The sequence below is a fragment of the Mesorhizobium neociceri genome (assembly GCF_013520985.1).
GTDB lineage: Bacteria > Pseudomonadota > Alphaproteobacteria > Rhizobiales > Rhizobiaceae > Mesorhizobium > Mesorhizobium neociceri.
Genome location: NZ_JACDTY010000020.1, coordinates 20,515 through 37,719 on the forward strand (window position 1 = coordinate 20,515; position 17,205 = coordinate 37,719).

The window sequence follows — 17,205 nt, forward strand, 5'->3', positions numbered from 1 at the left end:
TCAGGCACCGATTTCCCCGAGACACTCCTGACAGCACCGAGGACTTAAGCAATGACCAGAGAACTGGCGGGCATGTATGCCGCCTTGATGACCGGCCTCAGCGATTCCGGCGAGTTCGACCCGCAGCGCCAGCGCAACATCAACGACTACGTGCTGCGCCAGGGCCTGGCCGGCCTCTATGTCGGCGGCAGCAGTGGCGAGTCCGGCCTGCTGACGGTGGACGAATTGCTGGCCCAGCAGGAGGTGGTCTTCGCCGGCGCCGCGGGGTCGGGCGTCAATCTGATCGCCCATGTCGGCATGCCGAACCTGCGCGACTCCATCCGCCTCGCGCTGTACGCGAAAAAGCTCGGCTATCACGCGCTGTCGGCGCTGCCGCCGCATTCCTATCCGTTCTCCGACGAGGAGGTATTCGGCTATTATCAGGCGCTGGCGGCGGCGACCGACCTGCCGCTGATTGTCTACGAAATCCCCTTGCGCACCGGCCGTCCTTTGCCGCTTGCCTTGCTGGTCAGGCTGCTCGATCTCAGCAATGTCGTCGGCATCAAATACACCTCCACCGACCTGTTCAAATATTCGCTGCTGCGCAAGCGGCAGCCGCAAAAGCTGTTCTTCTACGGCTTCGATGAGATGTACGCCGCCGCCGGCATGCTCGGCACCGAAGGCGGCATCGGCACGACCTACAATCTGCTCGGACGGCTCTATGTCGCGGTCGACCAGGCGGTGCGCGTGGGCGACCTGGCTCGGGCGAAAACCCTGCAGATGGTGTCGCAGGATTTCGTCGAGGTGCTGCTGGAAACCGGTGTGCTGCCGGGCATGAAAGCGGCCTTCCGCGTCATCGGCGTCGATTGCGGCCCGACCCGCGCGCCGATGGCGCCTGCTGTCGCCGATGCCGAAGATCGCATGCGCGCCGTTCTCGCCCGCCCGGCGATCAAGGCGTGGCTGGCGTGACAGGCAGTCTCACTCGGCCCTCTGCCGGAACTTCGAATGACAGTTCGAGCAATCCTGCAAGATGAGATGCAGGATATGCTCCGCCGGCAGTTTGGCCGGATCGGCTTCCGCCGGGACCGGGCGCTTGCCGAGCAGGCTGCCGCCGCCCATTGCCAGACCGGTGCCCATGCGCATGTCGTCGGCGATGCTGCTGTCAGGCGCGTGCTCGGCCTTGGCGGCCAGCGTACCGGCCAGCGTCCCGATGTGATTTGCCAGCGCCTCAAATTCGGCACGCGCCGGATCGATTTCCAGCCTGGCTTGCGAAGGTGGTCCCAGCGATGCGCTCGGAAACTCGGCAATCAGGGCAGGGCCGGTGCGTGCGCGAAGGGTTTGCGCCGCCGCCTTGAAGGCCGCGGCGTCATAGGCTTGTCTGCCGTCGAACATGCCGGCGATGGTTTTCGCCGCCGCCGCCATCTCCTTCATTGACGCCTGCCGCGCCACCACGATCAGTCTGTCGCCGGCAGAGGCGGCCAACGCGAAGGCACAGACCAGCGACAGCAACACCGCTCGCGCCATCCATCTCACGGCGCGACGTCCATGCCGGCCAATCTGTCGATGACCGGGCAGCGGGATGTCGCCGGCATGTCGGATTCTTCGGTCGCGATGCCGCTGCTCATGGGGCCGATGTCCATCATTGAAGCTGTTTACTTTGCAACGCGTAGCCCTTCCAGCTACTGGAAGGTCAACGGAATAAAGCAGCCGATCAACGGGCAATCGGCTTGGGCCCGCAGCAAGCTGACGCAGCGTTTCCTTGACTTGGATCACAAAAACGGGCAGCAAGGCGGGTGAGGGAGAGCATTTCTACCGTGGCGCAGACCATGGAGGGCTCTTTTTTCGTATCAGGCGCCGTATAACCGGTGGCTGATGGAGGGATTGGTTAACCAACTTTGTCCATCTTTTGATTCAATCGGCAACAGACGCGAAAGGTGCAGGGGGCACCAGCGAACTGTGGATGTCACGGATGCGAGGGTCGCAAGCCTGCATGCCGATTGAGAGTGGTTGTATGGCGTTTTTGCGTTTGAAAGACCGGGGCGACAATCCTGAACGGGATTTGACTTCGAAGAGATCCGGCCAGCGCTGGGTGGTGGTGCCGGCTGTCGGCGTGGCCCTTGCGCTGTGGTCGGTGGCGACCATGGCCGGCCTCTATTCGCTGGGAACCTCGCTCACCGCCGCTTCCAACACCTTGCCGCAAAGCCTGCTTCTGCCGCACACCATCACGCTTGCCGATTCGCGCCGCAGCCTTGCCAATTCGTGGGCGCCGCGGCTTTCGGCGCAAAAACTCCAAGCCTCGCTGCTCAGCCAATGTGACGCTGGCTGCGCGCATTCCGCCGCCAGCTTCGCGCATGACGGCAAGATGGCACGGCTGAAGCCGGCCGCGCACGCCTCGAATGCCGATAGCGCGCAAAACATCGGTACGGCACAAAACACCAGCATTGCACTTGTCACCCCGCGCGATGCGCGCTTCGACGGCGTGGTGGCCAAGGCAAAGTTGTCGCCGCAAAAGCTGGCTGCCGCCTTCGCCAAGGCCTCGAATGCGCCCTTCATGCTTGCCAGACTTCCGGCCGCTGCCCGTTTCGCCGAAGTCCGCATGCCCGACCAGCATGGCCCGGCCTCGGAGCGCTTTGGGCCGGAAGTGGCTGAGATAGAACGCTCGTCGCGCCTGGCGCTGGCGCTGGCCAACACATTGCCCGATCAGGGCGCTGACATGCTGGCGCCGCCGCCGGCCGTTGCGGCAATCGTCGGAGCGCAAGGTCCTGAACAGGCCGAGGTCCAGGTCGCCTCGCTGCCGCCGCAGGACGATCTGCCCGACAACATTGCACTGCCGGGTCGGCGTCCGCGCGCCGAAACCGCTCAGCCTGCCGAGGCGCCCAGCAAGCCCAAGGCACAAGCGGCCAAGCCACAGACCGACAGGGCGGCCGAGACCGCCGCACCCCAGTCTCCGGGCATTGTGTCGCCACGCTCGCCGCGCAGTACTTCGGACGTCGCCTCATTGCCGGGTGTGCCAGGCAGCCAGACCATCCGCACCAAGCCGGGCAGGCGGACCAAGGCGCAGGCCGGCGAGATGCTGGCCTATGCCAAGCCCGATGTCCCAGCCGGCGGTGTCGGCCGGGCCTTCAAGGATCTGTTCGCCACGCCCGGAATGGGCGGCGGCGTCGCCGTCTACGATATCTCGGCCAAGACCGTCTACATGCCCGACGGTTCGCGGCTTGAGGCGCATTCGGGACTGGGCTCGATGGTCGACCAGCCGCGTTTCGTCCACAAGAAGAATGTCGGCCCGACGCCGCCCGACACCTATGATCTGAGGCTGCGCGAATCCCGCTTCCATGGCGTCGAGGCGATCCGTCTCACTCCCGTCAGCGGCAGCAACAAATACGGCCGCGACGGCCTGCTCGCGCATACCTACATGCTGCGCGGCGGCCGTGCGGAATCCAATGGCTGCGTCGTCTTCAAGGACTACGCCCGCTTCCTCGCCGCCTACAAGAAGGGCAAGATCAAGCGTCTCGTCGTCGTGCCGCGGCTCTCGAAGCCGCTAACGCGGGTCGCACAGGATGGGCGGGGAGCGTAGGCAGTAGGCAGTAGGCAGTAGGCAGTAGGCAGTAGGCAGTAGGCAGTAGGCAGTAGGCTAGAAGCCTCCAGTCACCTGTTTCCGTGTTTCTGCCCCTATTGCCTATTCCCCACTGCCTATTCCCTTTTCCCCCTCGGTCAGCCTATGACTGAGACGGGCGGTCGGCTCTGAATTCACCACGAGGACATCATGACAATACGCGCTGTCGTTTGGGGCGAGAACATCCATGAGCGGACCAATGAGGTGGTCGCCGCCCTCTATCCCGAGGGCATGCACACGACCATTGCCAAGGCGCTGAACACCGACAAGGCGATCTCCGCCTCGACCGCCACACTCGAACAGCCCGAGCATGGCCTGCCGGCCGATCGTCTGGCCGAGACAGACGTGCTGGTCTGGTGGGGCCACAAGGACCATGGCGCGGTTGCCGACGAAGTCGTCGAGCGCGTCGCTCGCCGTGTCTTTGAAGGCATGGGGCTGATCGTTCTGCATTCCGGCCATTTCTCGAAAATCTTCAAGCGGCTGATGGGCACGCCCTGCACGCTGAAATGGCGCGAGGCGGGCGAGCGCGAGCGGCTCTGGGTGACCAGCCCCAGCCATCCGATCGCCGAAGGTGTCGGCGAATTTTTCGAGCTCGAGAACGAAGAAATGTATGGCGAGCAGTTCGCCGTGCCGGAGCCGCTGGAGACAGTCTTCATCTCCTGGTTCCAGGGCGGCGAGGTGTTTCGTTCGGGGCTGACCTATCGGCGCGGCGCCGGCAACGTCTTCTACTTCCGCCCGGGCCATGAGACCTATCCGACCTATCACGACGCCACTGTGCACAAGGTGCTGCGCAATGCGGTGACGTGGGCGCACAACCCGCAAGGCACCAGGTCAGCCATTCTCGACGCGCCGAATGTGCCGGTCGACAAGGCGCTGGAGCCGATCGTCGAGCGCGGCGGCAAGCTGCACGCCTCGGGCGAGGCGGGTTTCCGCTAAAACAAAATCCAAGAAAAAGGCGTAGCGGCTTCCCCACGGAGTCGCCTAGGCCGCATTCGTCCCCTATTATTGAATCGAACCAATTTCGCTCGGAGTACAGAAAATGCGGCTTTTGATATTGGGTACCGGCTGGATGGCGCAGGAGCATGCCCGCCGCTTTGGCGCCATCGACGGCGTCGAGATCGTCGGCGCTGTCGATGTCGATGAAAAGCGCGTCGGCGAATTCGCCGACGGCTTCAAGATCCCGAAGCGCTTCACATCGCTGGAGGCAGCGCTCGACTGGGGCGGCTTCGATGCGGTGGCCAACGTCACGCCGGACCGTATCCACCATCCGACGACCATGGCGCTGATTGCGGCCGGCAAGCCGGTGCTGTGCGAAAAGCCGCTGGCCGAAAATTTCGGCAAGGCGAGCGAGATGGCTGACGCCGCCGAGGCGGCCGGCATCGTCAACATGGTCAACCTCACCTATCGCAATGTCGCTCCCTTGCAGAAGGCGCGGCAGATGGTGCTGGCCGGCGAAATCGGCACCGTCCGCCATGTCGAAGCCTCCTATCTGCAGAGCTGGCTGGTGTCGAAATTCTGGGGCGACTGGCGCACCGACCCGAAATGGCTGTGGCGGCTGTCGCGCAGCCACGGTTCCAATGGCGTGCTCGGCGATGTCGGCATCCACATCCTCGATTTCGCCAGCTATGGCGCGGCCCTCGACATCGACCACGTGTTCTGCCGGCTGCGCGCCTTCGACAAGGCGCCGGGCAACCGCATCGGCGAGTATGACCTCGACGCCAATGACAGTTTTGCCATGACGCTGGATTTTTCCAACGGCGCCTTCGGCGTCGTCCATGCCAGCCGCTGGGCGACCGGCCACATGAACGAATTGCGCCTGCGTATCTATGGCGACAAGGGCGGCGTCGAGGTCGTGCACAATCTCGAAGGCTCGGAGCTGAAAGCGTGCCTGGGCGAGAACATCGAAACTGCCAAATGGCAGGCGATCGACGCCGGCACGGTACCGACCAACTACCAGCGCTTCGTTGACGCGGTCGCAAGCGGCGTGCAGGCTGAACCCTCTTTCCACCACGCTGCCGAACTGCAAAAGGTACTGGATCTGGCTGTCGTGTCGGACGAGAAGCGTACCGAGTTAAGGGCCAGCGCCGACACGCAGTAACGTTCTTCGAGGGGAGGAGCCCGCCATGGTCACGCGCCGCGCGCAATGTCTCTGCGGCCAGCTGTCAGCCGTCTGTTCGGGCGAGCCGGTGCGTATCTCGGTATGCCATTGCCTGGACTGCAAGCGCCGCACCGGCAGCGCCTTCAGCTACAATGTCCGCTTTGCGGAAGGCGATGTGTCGATCGAGGGACGAGAGGCGCATTTCACCCGCACCGGCGACCAGGGCGGCCGCGTCGCCTACAGCTTCTGCCCGGATTGCGGCGCCAGCGTTCACTACCGGATAGACACGCAGCCTGGAGTGATCGCCATTCCCGTCGGCGCCTTCGCCGACCCGTCTTTCCCGCCGCCCTTCCAATCCTTCTACCACGACAGCCGGCGCTGCGAGTGGGTGGAGATCAAAGCCGAGCCCTTGGCGACGTTCGGCTGAAGACGCGCTTGTTCGACAAAGCGGAACCGTCTGCACGTTCCGCGCATTTCGGAGCATGAACAAGACGAGTTCCGACAACGATCAGGGCGAGTTAGGCTGGACGATCAAGCGCGGAGACGGTCCTGTCGTCGGGACAGCCATCCACAGCGGCACCGATGTGGACAGCGCATGCCGAGCGCTCATGTGTCTCTCCGATCCCGACCGGCTTCGAGAAGAGGACCCGTTTACCGAGCGCTTCATCGCGGATTTCCCGACCCAGATCATCGTTCATCGGTCGCGCTTCCATGTCGATCTGAACCGTGCGCGTGACGCTGCGATCTACCTGTCCCCGGATCAGTCCTGGGGTCTGAAAGTCTGGCGAGAGCAGCCGGGAGAGGCCATCGTGGAGGGGTCTCTCGCCTTTCACGACGCTTTCTATCGCGAGTTGAAGCGTGTCCTTGCCGATATCGAAAAGCGTTACGGCAGGTTCGTTCTCATCGACGTCCACAGCTACAATCACCGGCGCGACGGGCCGCAAGCTTTGCCGACGTCTCGCGACCTCGCGCCCGACATCAACATCGGTACATCTTCCATGGACAGCGATCGCTGGGCGCCGGTCGTCGACGCTTTCATCGAGGCGCTTCGCGGCCACCATATCAACGGCGAGCCGATCGATGTGCGCGAAAACGTGTCCTTCCAGGGCAAGGGCGAACAGACGCGTTTCGTCCATGCCAATTTTCCAGAGACCGGTTGTGCCATCGCGGTCGAGTTCAAGAAGATTTTCATGGACGAATGGAGCGGCGAACCCGACTGGGCAGCAATCGACCAGCTGCGCGCCATACTTGCGTCGACTGTGCCCGTTCTGGCTAAGGCGCTGCGGGCCATGCGATGAAGCCGAAGCTTGTCGAGTTCACCTCTCCATTGGCGCAAATCGAAGCGGATCTGGAGGCGCTTTTCCGCGACGGCAAGCCGATCCGCCGCGAGTTCGGCAACGGCAACCGTTTGCACATCGATCGTCCGCTGCCCTTTCTATGTGTCCATGTCGGGTCGCATCAGGATGCAGCATTCCATGCCGTGTCCGCCAACGCATCCTATCTGATCGCCGCCGACATCGGCCTCGCCGGCGAAGTCGCGCGGCTGGTGGCGCGCCGGCTACGCGATCACTGCGGCGCATTCCTCTTGCTGGACATCGGCGAGTTGGCCGAAGACCGGTTCCTGACCGACGATGTTCCGTTCCTGCCGCCTTTCGAGGTTGCGCTGGCCTGCGGCCACACGGCGGCGGAGCAGGCCGCACGCAAGCGCTTCGCCAATGCCGCGTCGGCACGCGAAGCCAAATACCGCACGCCGCGCGTGGATGAACTCAGTCCCACCACATTGGCCGAAGCGCGGCTCTGGGATGAGCCCGGTGATGTGGCGTGCCTGACGGTGCGCTTCGCACCGATCTACAGGGTGCCAGGCACCAAGCGCGTCTACTCCGAACTGCACGACCTCGTCGTCGCCAACATGGTCGATTCCGCCCTACAGGCCGTCAGCGCCTTCCTGAAGGCATCGAGTCTGGAGCAGCCGGCGACCCATCGTTCCCTTGGCCGCCGCGCCTATATCGACGCCGTGGGGCGCGCCGACCGTGCGCTCGACACTGTCGCGTCGACGTTCGATTTCCTGCTTGCCGTCACACCGATCAATGCCGAACCAGCCTGGCGGGAATTCCAGGCAGGCGGTTTCGACCGTGTGCCCGCACTGCTTTACCGGCCGCTCGAGCTTGAGGTCGCCGACCAGAAGCGCAAACTCTATTCGATCTCCCTCGATCATCTGGAGGATACGCTTCTGACCAGGCTGCTTTCCGAAAAGCAGCAGGAACTCGATCTCCAGCTGTCTATGCTCGCAGGCCGCGAAACGCCGCGCTTCGTCGAACTCGGACGAGCTCTCTACGGCAGCGTCGAACCGAGCCTGGCGGCGAGGGCGCGCACCATTCTCGAAAGGCTGCCGCGGGTTGCCTCAGCCACCCGTCAGACGGGCTTGGACGCCGATGCCATTGCTGCAGCCGCGCGCGACATGATCGCCGGATACCGGGCCGCCTATCCCGACTTCGACGCGTCCGTGGAGATCCGCGGTGACCTGCCGGCCGGCCTGCTGGTCTCGCGAAACCGGTTGCTGGTGTCGCGCGATACCAACCTCCCATCGGAACGTCTGACGGCGCTGCTAAGCCACGAGATCGGTGTTCATCTGCTGACCTATTTCAATGGTGCCGCGCAGGGGCTCGCCATCTTCTGCAGCGGGCTCGCCGGCTATGAAGGCATGCAGGAGGGACTGGCCGTGCTGGCGGAGTATCTGGTCGGTGGCATGACCGCAGCGCGGCTGCGGCTGATCGCGGCGAGAGTCATCGCCTGTCAGGCGATGCTCGGCGGCGCAAATTTCGAGGAAGCCTTCCGCATTCTTCGCACTGATCTCGATGATCGCGAGGCCTTCAACGTCGTCCTGCGCGTCTATCGAGGCGGCGGCCTTGCCAAAGACGCCATCTATCTGCGCGGCCTGTTGCAGATCCTCGATCACTTGAGGGATGGCGGCAGCCTCACTCCGTTCTGGATCGGCAAGATCTCCGCCGCGCATTTCGGCGCGATCCAGGAACTCAACGCGCGCGGCCTGCTGCGGGCGCCGCGCCTCGAACCTGCGTTCCTCTCGTCCGACGCGGCGCGTCCGCGCCTCCGGAAAGCGATGGCGGGAATCGATCCGATCGATATGGTTGAAAGCTGAGGGGCCTCTACAATGCGCATTGCGTTCTTCGTCAATTCCATTGAAACCGAGACGCCGGGCTACACGACGACGGCGTTGGCGCTGGCTGCCGTCCAGCGCAGCCATTCCGTCGTCTATGTCGAGCCGGGCGATTTCATCTTGCGTCCCGATGATGATCTGGCTGTCAGCGTCGCGGTTCTGCCCGATGCTCCCTACAAGACATCAGGCAAGCTTCATGCTGCCCTGCAGGATGCCGCGAAGCAGAAGAAGACGGTCGCCATCAGCGACATCGACGTTCTGTTTCTGCGCAACGACCCGTCGCTGGATGGCACCGGCCGGCCATGGGCAGCCAATGCAGGCATCATGTTCGGTCGGCTCGCAGCTGAACGCGGCACGATCGTCGTCAACGATCCCGACGGTCTGGCGCAGGCACAGAGCAAGCTCTATTTGCAGTCTTTTCCCGAGGCGGTCAGGCCGGCGAGCCTGATATCGCGCAGCATCGCCGAGATCCGCGCCTTTATCGACAAACGGCCGAAGGGCTGCATCGTCAAACCGCTGCAAGGGTCGGGCGGCAAGAACGTCTTTCACATTGCCAAGCCCACCGATTCCAACCTCAACCAGATTTTCGAGGCGGCCAGCGGTGACGGCTATCTCATCGCGCAGGTCTACCTTCCGGAAGCCAAGGCCGGTGACGTGCGCCTGTTCCTGATGAACGGCCTGCCGCTGGTGCGCGACGGCAAATACGCAGCCTTTCGCCGCGTTCCAGCCAAGGGCGACGTCCGCTCCAACATCCATGCCGCCGGAACGGCCCGCAAGGTCAAGGTAACGGCAACGATGCTGGGCATTGCCGAAATGGTGCGCCCCAAATTGATCGGCGACGGCATGTTCCTGGTCGGTCTTGACATCGTCGGCGACAAACTTCTGGAGATCAACGTCTTCACGCCGGGCGGGCTGACCCGGCTCGCCGACATGTACGCGACCGATTTTGCCGCGAGCGTCGTCGCTGCCCTGGAAGAGAAGCGAACGCTGCGGCAAGCCTATGGCAAGGCCATGACAAATTCGCGGCTGGCGACGCTTTGAGGAGTGGTGGTAGCCGCGATCTGACCCGAAGCAGACATCCGCAGGTGAAGGCGTGCATGACTGCTTTGCGCCTATGTCGGCCGTAGAAGCAAGCTTTGCCGTCGCCCGAAAGTTGACATCGTCGGCGAACACGCTGTAGGGCGCGGTTGCGTGATTTCCCGACCATGCGGTGGGCCGAATTGAATGTCCCATTTTGTCGCGAAAGAGGACACTCTGAAACCTGGATTGAAGAACCACAGTCTGCCGTGGCCTACCGGCCGCAGCGTTGCTGTGGAGCGAGGGCTGCACGTAATTATGTCATTCTCCGAACGACCCAGAGCGACCGGCCCGTATGAGCGATTCCGGACACGAGTCGAAGGCGGGGATCATCTTTGAGCCGGTCAGCCTCAACCACATCAAGAAGGAGGATCCGCTGATCGGTCTCGTTTGCGTTCGGCGTAATCCAGCAGCGCCGATCCTCGCAGCAGAGCCCGGCTTCCGGATGCTCCTGGAGGTATTCAATCGCATATTCGGCGTCCACTTTTCTCGGTCCCGCGTCCACGGACATTTGCTCTTCTCCTCCTCATCTGCGATCGGCTAGGAACTATACTTGATTATGGCGGTGCGCGGCGCCATCACTGGAGCGCCTAAGAAGAGTCGGGCAGACGGTCGCGTCGGAAAAAGACCGAGAGCCGCGGACGCGCCTACAGGGATCAAAGACTGACCCTCGCAGCCGAGGATGGTCGCACCATCTCCAGACCTTGCGAAAACCCCCGCAAACGTCGCGTTCGACGCCCTTGGGGACGATGCCGATGTATCGGGAGGAAAGTCCGCCGCCAGGCGGTCCATGGATCTGACCGTCGTCACCCGCGGGCTTTCTCCGTCGCGCGAAGCTCCTGCAGCGCAAGCTCGCGCCTGGCCCTCGCATTGGACGCGACGCTCAGCTTGCCTCCTTGCGTCCATTGGGAGGGGGCGTTGTGAACCAAGCCCTACTGCCCGGGCTTGTGGGAAAGCCGATCCAGCGCATCTCGAAGCGCAGTGGCGGCACCGCCACGCTCGTCGGCGGACATCAGCTCCGGTTCAAGTTCCAGCCTGAAGTGCGGCAGCTCGGTTCGAACGGCGCGAGAAGCGCCCGCTAGATTGGCCTTCAGATCGATGACGCGGTAGGTGGCGACGGGATAGGCGATCCCCTTGACCTGGACGTGCCCCATCTCCTCACAATCGATCGTGTCCTTCACTTGCGCAAACGTCTCGTAGGAAATGAGGATGGCCCCCGGTGCCGCCTCCTGTTCCAGGCGCGAGGCGAGATTCACGGCGCCGCCGATTATCGTATAGTCCATCCGGTCCTCGCTGCCGAAATTACCGACGGTGCAGTAGTCGGTATGGATGCCGATGCGGCAGCGCAGCGGTGTTTCGATCCCCATGTCCCGCCATACTTCGGTAAGCTCGCTGATCCGCTTTTGCATGGCAAGCGCCATCTGTACGCAAGCCAGCGCGTCCTCCTTGACGCCGCGCGTCTCAGGGTCGCCGAAAAACATCAGGATCGCGTCGCCGACGTACTTGTCGATTGTGGCACCATGATCCGACGCGATTTTCGACATTTCCGTCAGGTAGTGATTGAGGAGCTGGGTGAGATCCTCGGACTCCATCTTGTCGGTGGTCTCGGTAAAGCCGGCGATGTCGGAGAAGCATATGGTCAGCTTCTTGCGCTGACTGGCGATTCTAACGTCTTGGCGGCCGGTGAATATCGAGCTGTACACTTGGGGCGCCAGATATTTGGCCAGCTTGCTGGAAAGCGCCTCTAGGGCAGTGGACTTCTCGGCGAGGTTCTCCTCCCTTTGCTTCAGCTCGGTGATGTCCGAATAGACGGCGACCGTGCCGCCGGCGCTGATCCGCCGCTCGCTTATCATGATCCATCGTCCGTCGCCCCGCCGCTGCGCCCAGGGTTCGCCAGGGTTGCGGTGCCGCCACAGGCGCTCGGCAACCCACTCATCGACCCGCCCCTCGGCATCCCTGATGTAGCCGCGCTCGGCGGATCGGCGAATGATCTCCTCGAATGCCGTGCCAGGGGTTAGCTCGGCCTCCAGACCGGCGTATAGCAGTTCGCGGTAGCGGCTGTTGCTAAGGACAAGCCAGTCCTCTCTGTCATAGAGAGCGAAACCTTCGGAAATGCTTTCGATGGCATCGACTAGCCGCTGACGCGCTTCTGCAACGTCGCGCAGGTTCTTTTCCTCGACCTCGACAGCGGTATCCCGGAAGAGGCTCAGTGCCTCGGCCATGCGCCCGATTTCGTCGCTGCCCGCGGCCGGCAGCGGCGCACGAAGATCGCCGCCCGCGATCGCGAGCATGCCCTGGCTCACCGCTCCCAGACGGGCGAGAAGGCTGCGGTCGACATAGAGCCAGACGACCAGAACCGAGCTCAACAGGCTGAGAAAGGCGGAGCCGAGGACAACTCCGGTGCCGTAGCGCTGGACGAGCGCGGCTTCGCGACCGGAGGCAGCGATCTCGCGGTCCGCTGCTGCGACAAGACGGTCGACGGCAGCGGTGAGACTGCGCGACAGCCGATTGTTTTCGGCCAGAAGCTTTTCGCCCTGCGCGAGGACCGCAAGCTCCTCCTCCCGTGCCTTCGGGATGCTGTTCTCACCATCGGTTAGCGCCTTGAACTCGTCCACCCGCTGCCGGAAACGGGTCTGCAGCTTTTCGTCGATCTCCGAGGAAGCCGTTTCCAGAGCGGCAAGCGAGCGGCGCAGCGGAAACAGGATCAACGCCAGGTCGCCCCGCGTCGGCGCGGTCGCGGCCTTCACCAGCGCGTCGTTGACCGCCGAGATCTCCAGCAGCGCCTTCTGCTGGGGGATGTAAGCCGCAATCGCCTGGACCAGGTCGGCCATTGCCGCTGCGCGTCGATCGGGCGACAGCGACGTATCGGCCGCGACCGCCCGCCATTGCGGGAGCCTAGAATCCATCACCAGGATGCCGGTGGCCAGAAGGCGGTGGCTTCCGGTGGTCGTCGCGGCGAGGCGGTTCAGGAGCTCCTCCTTGCGGGCGACCACATCGAGCCGGGCGACAACCAGAGAGTCGAGCTCCTTCAGGTTGCGCCTCAGAACAACCGCGGCTTCCTCGATCTCAGCCAAAGGCACTGTGCCCAGCGTGGCATCCCTGAGGTCCGTGCGCAGGGCCTCGAGGCGGGACATCTCGAGCGCGACGGCAGCCGAGACCTCGCTGTGCTGAGCCCTGCTTGTCGCCGCCAGCACCGATGGCGCGGCGGCAGCGACCCGTTCGGCCTGGCGCGACAGCTGGAGGGAGGCCAACGCCGACGGCACCCGATCCGTGGTAATTCGGTCGACGACGTCGCCGACTTGGAGGAAGGCATAAAGCGCCGCAGCGGTTGCCAGCACCGCAAGGGCGCTGATCCCGAAAAAGGCAAGCAACAGCCGGCCGCGTATGCCGAGGCGTTCAAGCATCGCGGTGAGTCGCAACAATCCAGCCACACTGGTCTGCATCAGACTAGACGTCTCAGGCGGCACGCCGGCGTTCGGCGAACCCTATTCAACCGGCACGTACTCCCCGCCCCGCCAGACGTACCAAACCCAGCTCTGCCTCGTGAGGTCGCCCTTGTCGTCGAAATCGACCCGGCCAATGACGGTGTCGAATTCCTGTTCGTGCAGTGTCGCGATGACCGCCTTCGGCTCCAGCGAACCTGCCTTCGCGACCGCCTGGGCCCAGACCTGGACCGCGCAATAGCTCAACAGCGTGTAACCCGCGGGCTCGAAGTTCTCCACACGGAACTGCTCCACGATCGCGGCCGCGCCGGCATTTCGCCGCGGGTCCGCCGGGAAGGTGAATAGGGTTCCCTCCGCCGCTGAGCCTGCGATCAGGGCAAATTCCTCGGTAGCCAAGGCATCTCCGGATATGAGCTGAACCATGTAGCCGCGGCCGTGTGCAGCGCGAGCAATCAGCGCAACCTCGGCATGATACCCACCCACATACAAGGCTGAGACGCCGGCGGTCTGCAACGCAGCGACCTCGGCTGAATAGTCATCCTTCCCGGGCGTGTATGCGTCGTAAACAGCTTCAGTCACGCCCCGTTTGTTCAGCTGCTTCCTGGTCTCGTCGGCGAGACCCTTCCCATAGGTCGAATTGTCGTGAAGGATTGCAATCTTCTTGTTGCCCCAGCGATCGGCAAGGTAGTTGCCGGCGATGAAACCTTGTGCGTCGTCGCGGCCAATGGTGCGGAAGACATTGCCACGGCCCTGTTCGGTCAGCTGCGGATTGGTCGAGCCTGGGGATATTTCGACGACGCCCGCCTCCTCGTACACTTTTGATGCGGGGATCGAGGCCCCGGAGCAATAATGCCCGACGACGAGCACTACCCCGTCAGCCACCAGCTTCTGGGCGGCCGCGACCGCTTGCTCGGGATCGCAGAAATCGTCGACCGAGATGAGCCTGACCTTCTGGCCGAGCACGCCGCCCGCCGCGTTGACGTCGGCCACCGCCATCTCCGCGCCGCGCTGTCCCTGCTCGCCGATCCAGGCAAGCCGTCCTGTCATCGCAGCCGAGACCCCGATCAGCACCTCAGACCGCGCGGAACTGAACATGGCCGCGAGAACTAGGATCGCTATGGCGATGATGCGGTGCATGTGTGCACCCCCTGTGGACAGTATCTTACGCTAATCCCGTCAGAGCCGACAGCCCCTGCGGCAAGCGCGAGTGTCTCGGATGCTATTACAGTGCAATTGCGAAGCGATCCTTCACTTGATTGGCGTGTCATAACTCCGTTCGCTGAGGTCGGAATCGCGCGCCAAATCCAGGCATTCCACTGGCCGGAGTGAACATCGTGATTGGGTCAGGTAGTGACGATGCTAACGCCGAGCATAATGTCCGCTCTGAAGATTCGCATTCTGAAGCTGCCAGTCCGCTACGGCCCAAACTGGACGCTCCTTGTCTGCGCTAAGCGTCGGCAGATAGCGCTTAGCGGCCTTTCAGACGACCGGCTTCGAAATATCTGTTGCCACCCGTCTCGGCCATTGGCGGCAGCCCGCTATTCGAGCTCCGACTCTAATGCCTCAAAATCTTGCTCAGAAAAGCGCGGCTGCGGTCGGTCTTGGGGGCGGAGAAGAACTCCTCCGGCGTGCCGCTTTCGACGATGGCGCCGGCATCCATGAACACCACGCGCTGGGCGACCTTGCGGGCAAAGCCCATTTCGTGCGTCACCACCATCATGGTCATGCCTTCCTCGGCCACCGCCACCATGACGTCGAGCACTTCGGAAATCATCTCGGGGTCGAGCGCCGAGGTCGGCTCGTCGAACAGCATGATTTTCGGCCGCATGCCGAGACAGCGCGCGATCGCCACGCGCTGCTGCTGGCCGCCGGAGAGCTGTGAGGGATAGGCATCGACCTTGTCGGCAAGGCCGACCTTGGCCAGCAGTTCGCGCCCAGCCTGCTCGGCCTCGGCGCGCGCGATCTTGCGCACATGGATCGGCGCCAGCGTTACATTTTCCAGCGCCGTCTTGTGTGGGTATAGGTTGAACGACTGGAAGACGAAACCGATCTCGGTGCGCAGTTGCGTCATGTTGGTGGCGGGATCGCCGAGGCGCTGGCCGTCGACGATGAGGTCGCCATCCTTGATCGCCTCCAGGCCGTTGATGCAGCGGATCAGCGTGCTCTTGCCGGAGCCGCTCGGGCCGCAGACGACGACCACTTCGCGCGGCTCGACGCTCAGCGTGATGTCCTTCAGCACGTTGAGCGTGCCGAACCATTTGCTGACACCGCGAAAGTCGATCATGCCGGTTTTGGTCGGGCTTGGCGTGCTCATGTTCGTGCGCCCTTTGGGTTCGATGTCACAGCTGCACCTCGCCATGGGCAGCACCCATGCGGCGCTCGAGCCGGCGGGCGAGCATGATCAGCGGGTAGCAGACGATGAAATAGCCGACGCCGACCAGAAAGAAGACCAGCAGGCCATTGGGCACACGCTGCACCACCAGCCAGCCAACGCGGGTGAGATCGGTCAGCCCGATGGCCGAGACGACGGAAGAGTCCTTGATCAGCAGCACATATTGCCCGACCAGCGGCGGCAGCACGATGCGCATCGCTTGCGGCAGCACCACCTGGCGCATGCGCTGCCAACGCGACAGGCCGGATGCAAGGGCTGCCTCGACCTGGCCAGTCGGCACCGAGCGGATGCCGGCGGCGACGATCTCGCAGATGAAGCAGGCGGCCAGGTTGGTGAGCGCGATGATGCCGGCGGTGAAGGCGTCGAGCTCGATGCCGAATTCCGGCAGGATGAAGAAGATCAGGAAGATCTGAACCAGGAACGGTGTGCCGCGGATCAGGTCGACCCAGGCGCCGATCACGCTCGAGATCAGCCGGTTGCCACCGGTGCGCAAGATGCCGAGGCCGAAGCCGAGCGCCGTGCCCAGCACCAGGCTGATCAGCGACAGCATCACCGTCATGCCGAGGCCGCGCACGGCGAGGGGATAGCTGCCGGCGAGGCTTTGCAGCTGCTGCCAGATCATGTGCTGCTCCTTGCCGGCTGCAGGCCGAGCCAGCGACTGGACAGCCCCGCCAGTCCTTTGAGGCAATAGTAGAGCAGCAGGTAGAAGGCGGCGATGGTGATGAAACCTTCCGCCGGCATGAAGCGGTCAGATGCGAGCAGCTGGCCGGCGCGCGTCAGTTCGGAAACCGAGATCAGCGACAAGAGTGCCGAATCCTTGACCAGCACGATCGCCTGGCCGAGCAGCGGCGGGATCGTCACCTTGAAGGCTTGCGGCAGGATGACCAGGCGCATGCGCTGGACATAGGTCATCCCCGAGGCGACGCCGGCCTCGACCTGGCCGCGCGGGATCGACAGGATGCCGGCGCGAATGATTTCAGCGACATAGGCGCCGCTGTTCAGCGACAAAGCGAGGATGCCGACGACGAGCTCGGGCAGGACGAAGCCGAGACGCGGCAGGCCGAAATAGAGGAAGTAGAGCTGCGCCAGCAACGGGGTGGCGCGCACGGCGTCGATATAGGCCTTGGCCGGAATGCGAAACAGCTGGGCGCGCTGCAGGTTCATGGCGGCGAGCACGATGCCGACCGCGAGCGCGCCGGCAAAGGACAGCGCCGACAGCCAGACGGTCGTGATCAGACCCTGGCCGAACAGCGGCAGATATTCGACGATAGTGCGGAAGCTGAAGTTTTCGAGCATGGGCGCACGGCGGGGAAAGAGGGAAGGGCGAATAGCGAGTAGCGAGTAGCGAATAGCGAATAGCGAATAGCGAAGTCGGGAGCAGCAAAGCCTGGCCGGAACGGCCATTCCCTATTCGCTACTCCCTATTCG

At 63.5% G+C, this 17,205-nt stretch carries 16 protein-coding genes; 9 read left to right on the top strand and 7 right to left on the bottom strand.

The features are described from left to right. The first annotated feature begins 51 nt into the window (after positions 1-51). Positions 52-948, top strand: coding sequence for a dihydrodipicolinate synthase family protein (locus H0241_RS28505; RefSeq protein ID WP_181061109.1), 897 nt, complete (start codon positions 52-54; stop codon positions 946-948). Between the two features lie 9 nt (positions 949-957). Here the strand turns inward: H0241_RS28505 and H0241_RS28510 are convergent, their stop codons facing one another. Further along, positions 958-1,503: a cytochrome c gene (locus H0241_RS28510; protein WP_181061110.1), complete on the bottom strand. Its 546-nt coding sequence runs from the start codon at positions 1,501-1,503 to the stop codon at positions 958-960. A 21-nt stretch (positions 1,504-1,524) separates the two neighbouring features. Between H0241_RS28510 and H0241_RS28515 the strand changes: the two genes are divergently transcribed. From H0241_RS28515 to H0241_RS28550, 8 genes are all read left to right on the top strand, one after another. Beyond that, entirely contained in the window at positions 1,525-1,776 is a 252-nt protein-coding gene (locus H0241_RS28515; protein ID WP_181061111.1) for a hypothetical protein, read from the top strand. A 262-nt stretch (positions 1,777-2,038) separates the two neighbouring features. Further along, positions 2,039-3,553 (top strand): DUF2778 domain-containing protein, encoded by a 1,515-nt coding sequence (locus H0241_RS28520; protein ID WP_235984533.1) that lies wholly within the window; start codon positions 2,039-2,041, stop codon positions 3,551-3,553. Between the two features lie 189 nt (positions 3,554-3,742). Further along, positions 3,743-4,528, top strand: coding sequence for a ThuA domain-containing protein (locus H0241_RS28525; protein ID WP_181061113.1), 786 nt, complete (start codon positions 3,743-3,745; stop codon positions 4,526-4,528). A gap of 103 nt (positions 4,529-4,631) precedes the next feature. Further along, entirely contained in the window at positions 4,632-5,690 is a 1,059-nt protein-coding gene (locus tag H0241_RS28530; protein ID WP_181061114.1) for a Gfo/Idh/MocA family protein, read from the top strand. 25 nt (positions 5,691-5,715) lie between these two features. Further along, the gene (locus H0241_RS28535) at positions 5,716-6,117 is read left to right on the top strand and encodes a GFA family protein (RefSeq protein WP_181061115.1); all 402 of its coding nucleotides are present in this window, start codon (positions 5,716-5,718) and stop codon (positions 6,115-6,117) included. Positions 6,118-6,172: 55 nt separating this feature from the next. After that, positions 6,173-6,988 carry an N-formylglutamate amidohydrolase gene (locus tag H0241_RS28540; protein WP_181061116.1) on the top strand — a complete coding sequence of 272 codons (816 nt, stop codon included), beginning with the start codon at positions 6,173-6,175 and terminating at the stop codon, positions 6,986-6,988. Then, a complete protein-coding gene (locus H0241_RS28545) occupies positions 6,985-8,847 on the top strand; it encodes a flavohemoglobin expression-modulating QEGLA motif protein (protein ID WP_181061117.1) in 1,863 nt (620 codons plus the stop codon). Before H0241_RS28540 ends, H0241_RS28545 begins: the two co-directional genes overlap by 4 nt. A gap of 12 nt (positions 8,848-8,859) precedes the next feature. Then, positions 8,860-9,906 carry a glutathione synthetase gene (locus H0241_RS28550; protein WP_181061118.1) on the top strand — a complete coding sequence of 349 codons (1,047 nt, stop codon included), beginning with the start codon at positions 8,860-8,862 and terminating at the stop codon, positions 9,904-9,906. 292 nt (positions 9,907-10,198) lie between these two features. Here the strand turns inward: H0241_RS28550 and H0241_RS28555 are convergent, their stop codons facing one another. From H0241_RS28555 to H0241_RS28580, 6 genes are all read right to left on the bottom strand, one after another. Further along, the gene (locus H0241_RS28555; RefSeq protein WP_181061119.1) at positions 10,199-10,453 is read right to left on the bottom strand and encodes a hypothetical protein; all 255 of its coding nucleotides are present in this window, start codon (positions 10,451-10,453) and stop codon (positions 10,199-10,201) included. A 421-nt stretch (positions 10,454-10,874) separates the two neighbouring features. Further along, positions 10,875-13,346 (bottom strand): adenylate/guanylate cyclase domain-containing protein, encoded by a 2,472-nt coding sequence (locus tag H0241_RS28560; RefSeq protein ID WP_181061172.1) that lies wholly within the window; start codon positions 13,344-13,346, stop codon positions 10,875-10,877. An 81-nt stretch (positions 13,347-13,427) separates the two neighbouring features. After that, positions 13,428-14,522, bottom strand: coding sequence for a branched-chain amino acid ABC transporter substrate-binding protein (locus H0241_RS28565; protein ID WP_181061120.1), 1,095 nt, complete (start codon positions 14,520-14,522; stop codon positions 13,428-13,430). A gap of 418 nt (positions 14,523-14,940) precedes the next feature. Next, complete coding sequence (locus tag H0241_RS28570) at positions 14,941-15,699, bottom strand: amino acid ABC transporter ATP-binding protein (protein WP_456238136.1); 759 nt, start codon at positions 15,697-15,699, stop codon at positions 14,941-14,943. A 25-nt stretch (positions 15,700-15,724) separates the two neighbouring features. Further along, positions 15,725-16,399, bottom strand: a complete 675-nt coding sequence (locus tag H0241_RS28575; protein WP_181061121.1) for an amino acid ABC transporter permease — start codon at positions 16,397-16,399, stop codon at positions 15,725-15,727. Further along, positions 16,396-17,073, bottom strand: coding sequence for an amino acid ABC transporter permease (locus H0241_RS28580; RefSeq protein WP_181061122.1), 678 nt, complete (start codon positions 17,071-17,073; stop codon positions 16,396-16,398). The genes H0241_RS28575 and H0241_RS28580 overlap by 4 nt, the downstream gene beginning before the upstream one ends. Positions 17,074-17,205 lie beyond the last annotated feature (132 nt).

Bases quoted from the DNA above. Each gene is read 5' to 3' on its own strand.
- H0241_RS28580 (WP_181061122.1), bottom strand. From the start codon at position 17,073: ATGCTCGAAAACTTCAGCTTCCGCACTATCGTCGAATATCTGCCGCTG.
- H0241_RS28505 (WP_181061109.1), top strand. From the start codon at position 52: ATGACCAGAGAACTGGCGGGCATGTATGCCGCCTTGATGACCGGCCTC.
- H0241_RS28575 (WP_181061121.1), bottom strand. From the start codon at position 16,399: ATGATCTGGCAGCAGCTGCAAAGCCTCGCCGGCAGCTATCCCCTCGCC.
- H0241_RS28570 (WP_456238136.1), bottom strand. From the start codon at position 15,699: ATGAGCACGCCAAGCCCGACCAAAACCGGCATGATCGACTTTCGCGGT.
- H0241_RS28540 (WP_181061116.1), top strand. From the start codon at position 6,173: ATGAACAAGACGAGTTCCGACAACGATCAGGGCGAGTTAGGCTGGACG.
- H0241_RS28545 (WP_181061117.1), top strand. From the start codon at position 6,985: ATGAAGCCGAAGCTTGTCGAGTTCACCTCTCCATTGGCGCAAATCGAA.
- H0241_RS28535 (WP_181061115.1), top strand. From the start codon at position 5,716: ATGGTCACGCGCCGCGCGCAATGTCTCTGCGGCCAGCTGTCAGCCGTC.
- H0241_RS28550 (WP_181061118.1), top strand. From the start codon at position 8,860: ATGCGCATTGCGTTCTTCGTCAATTCCATTGAAACCGAGACGCCGGGC.
- H0241_RS28565 (WP_181061120.1), bottom strand. From the start codon at position 14,522: ATGCACCGCATCATCGCCATAGCGATCCTAGTTCTCGCGGCCATGTTC.
- H0241_RS28560 (WP_181061172.1), bottom strand. From the start codon at position 13,346: ATGCTTGAACGCCTCGGCATACGCGGCCGGCTGTTGCTTGCCTTTTTC.
- H0241_RS28530 (WP_181061114.1), top strand. From the start codon at position 4,632: ATGCGGCTTTTGATATTGGGTACCGGCTGGATGGCGCAGGAGCATGCC.
- H0241_RS28510 (WP_181061110.1), bottom strand. From the start codon at position 1,503: ATGGCGCGAGCGGTGTTGCTGTCGCTGGTCTGTGCCTTCGCGTTGGCC.
- H0241_RS28555 (WP_181061119.1), bottom strand. From the start codon at position 10,453: ATGTCCGTGGACGCGGGACCGAGAAAAGTGGACGCCGAATATGCGATT.
- H0241_RS28515 (WP_181061111.1), top strand. From the start codon at position 1,525: ATGCCGGCCAATCTGTCGATGACCGGGCAGCGGGATGTCGCCGGCATG.
- H0241_RS28525 (WP_181061113.1), top strand. From the start codon at position 3,743: ATGACAATACGCGCTGTCGTTTGGGGCGAGAACATCCATGAGCGGACC.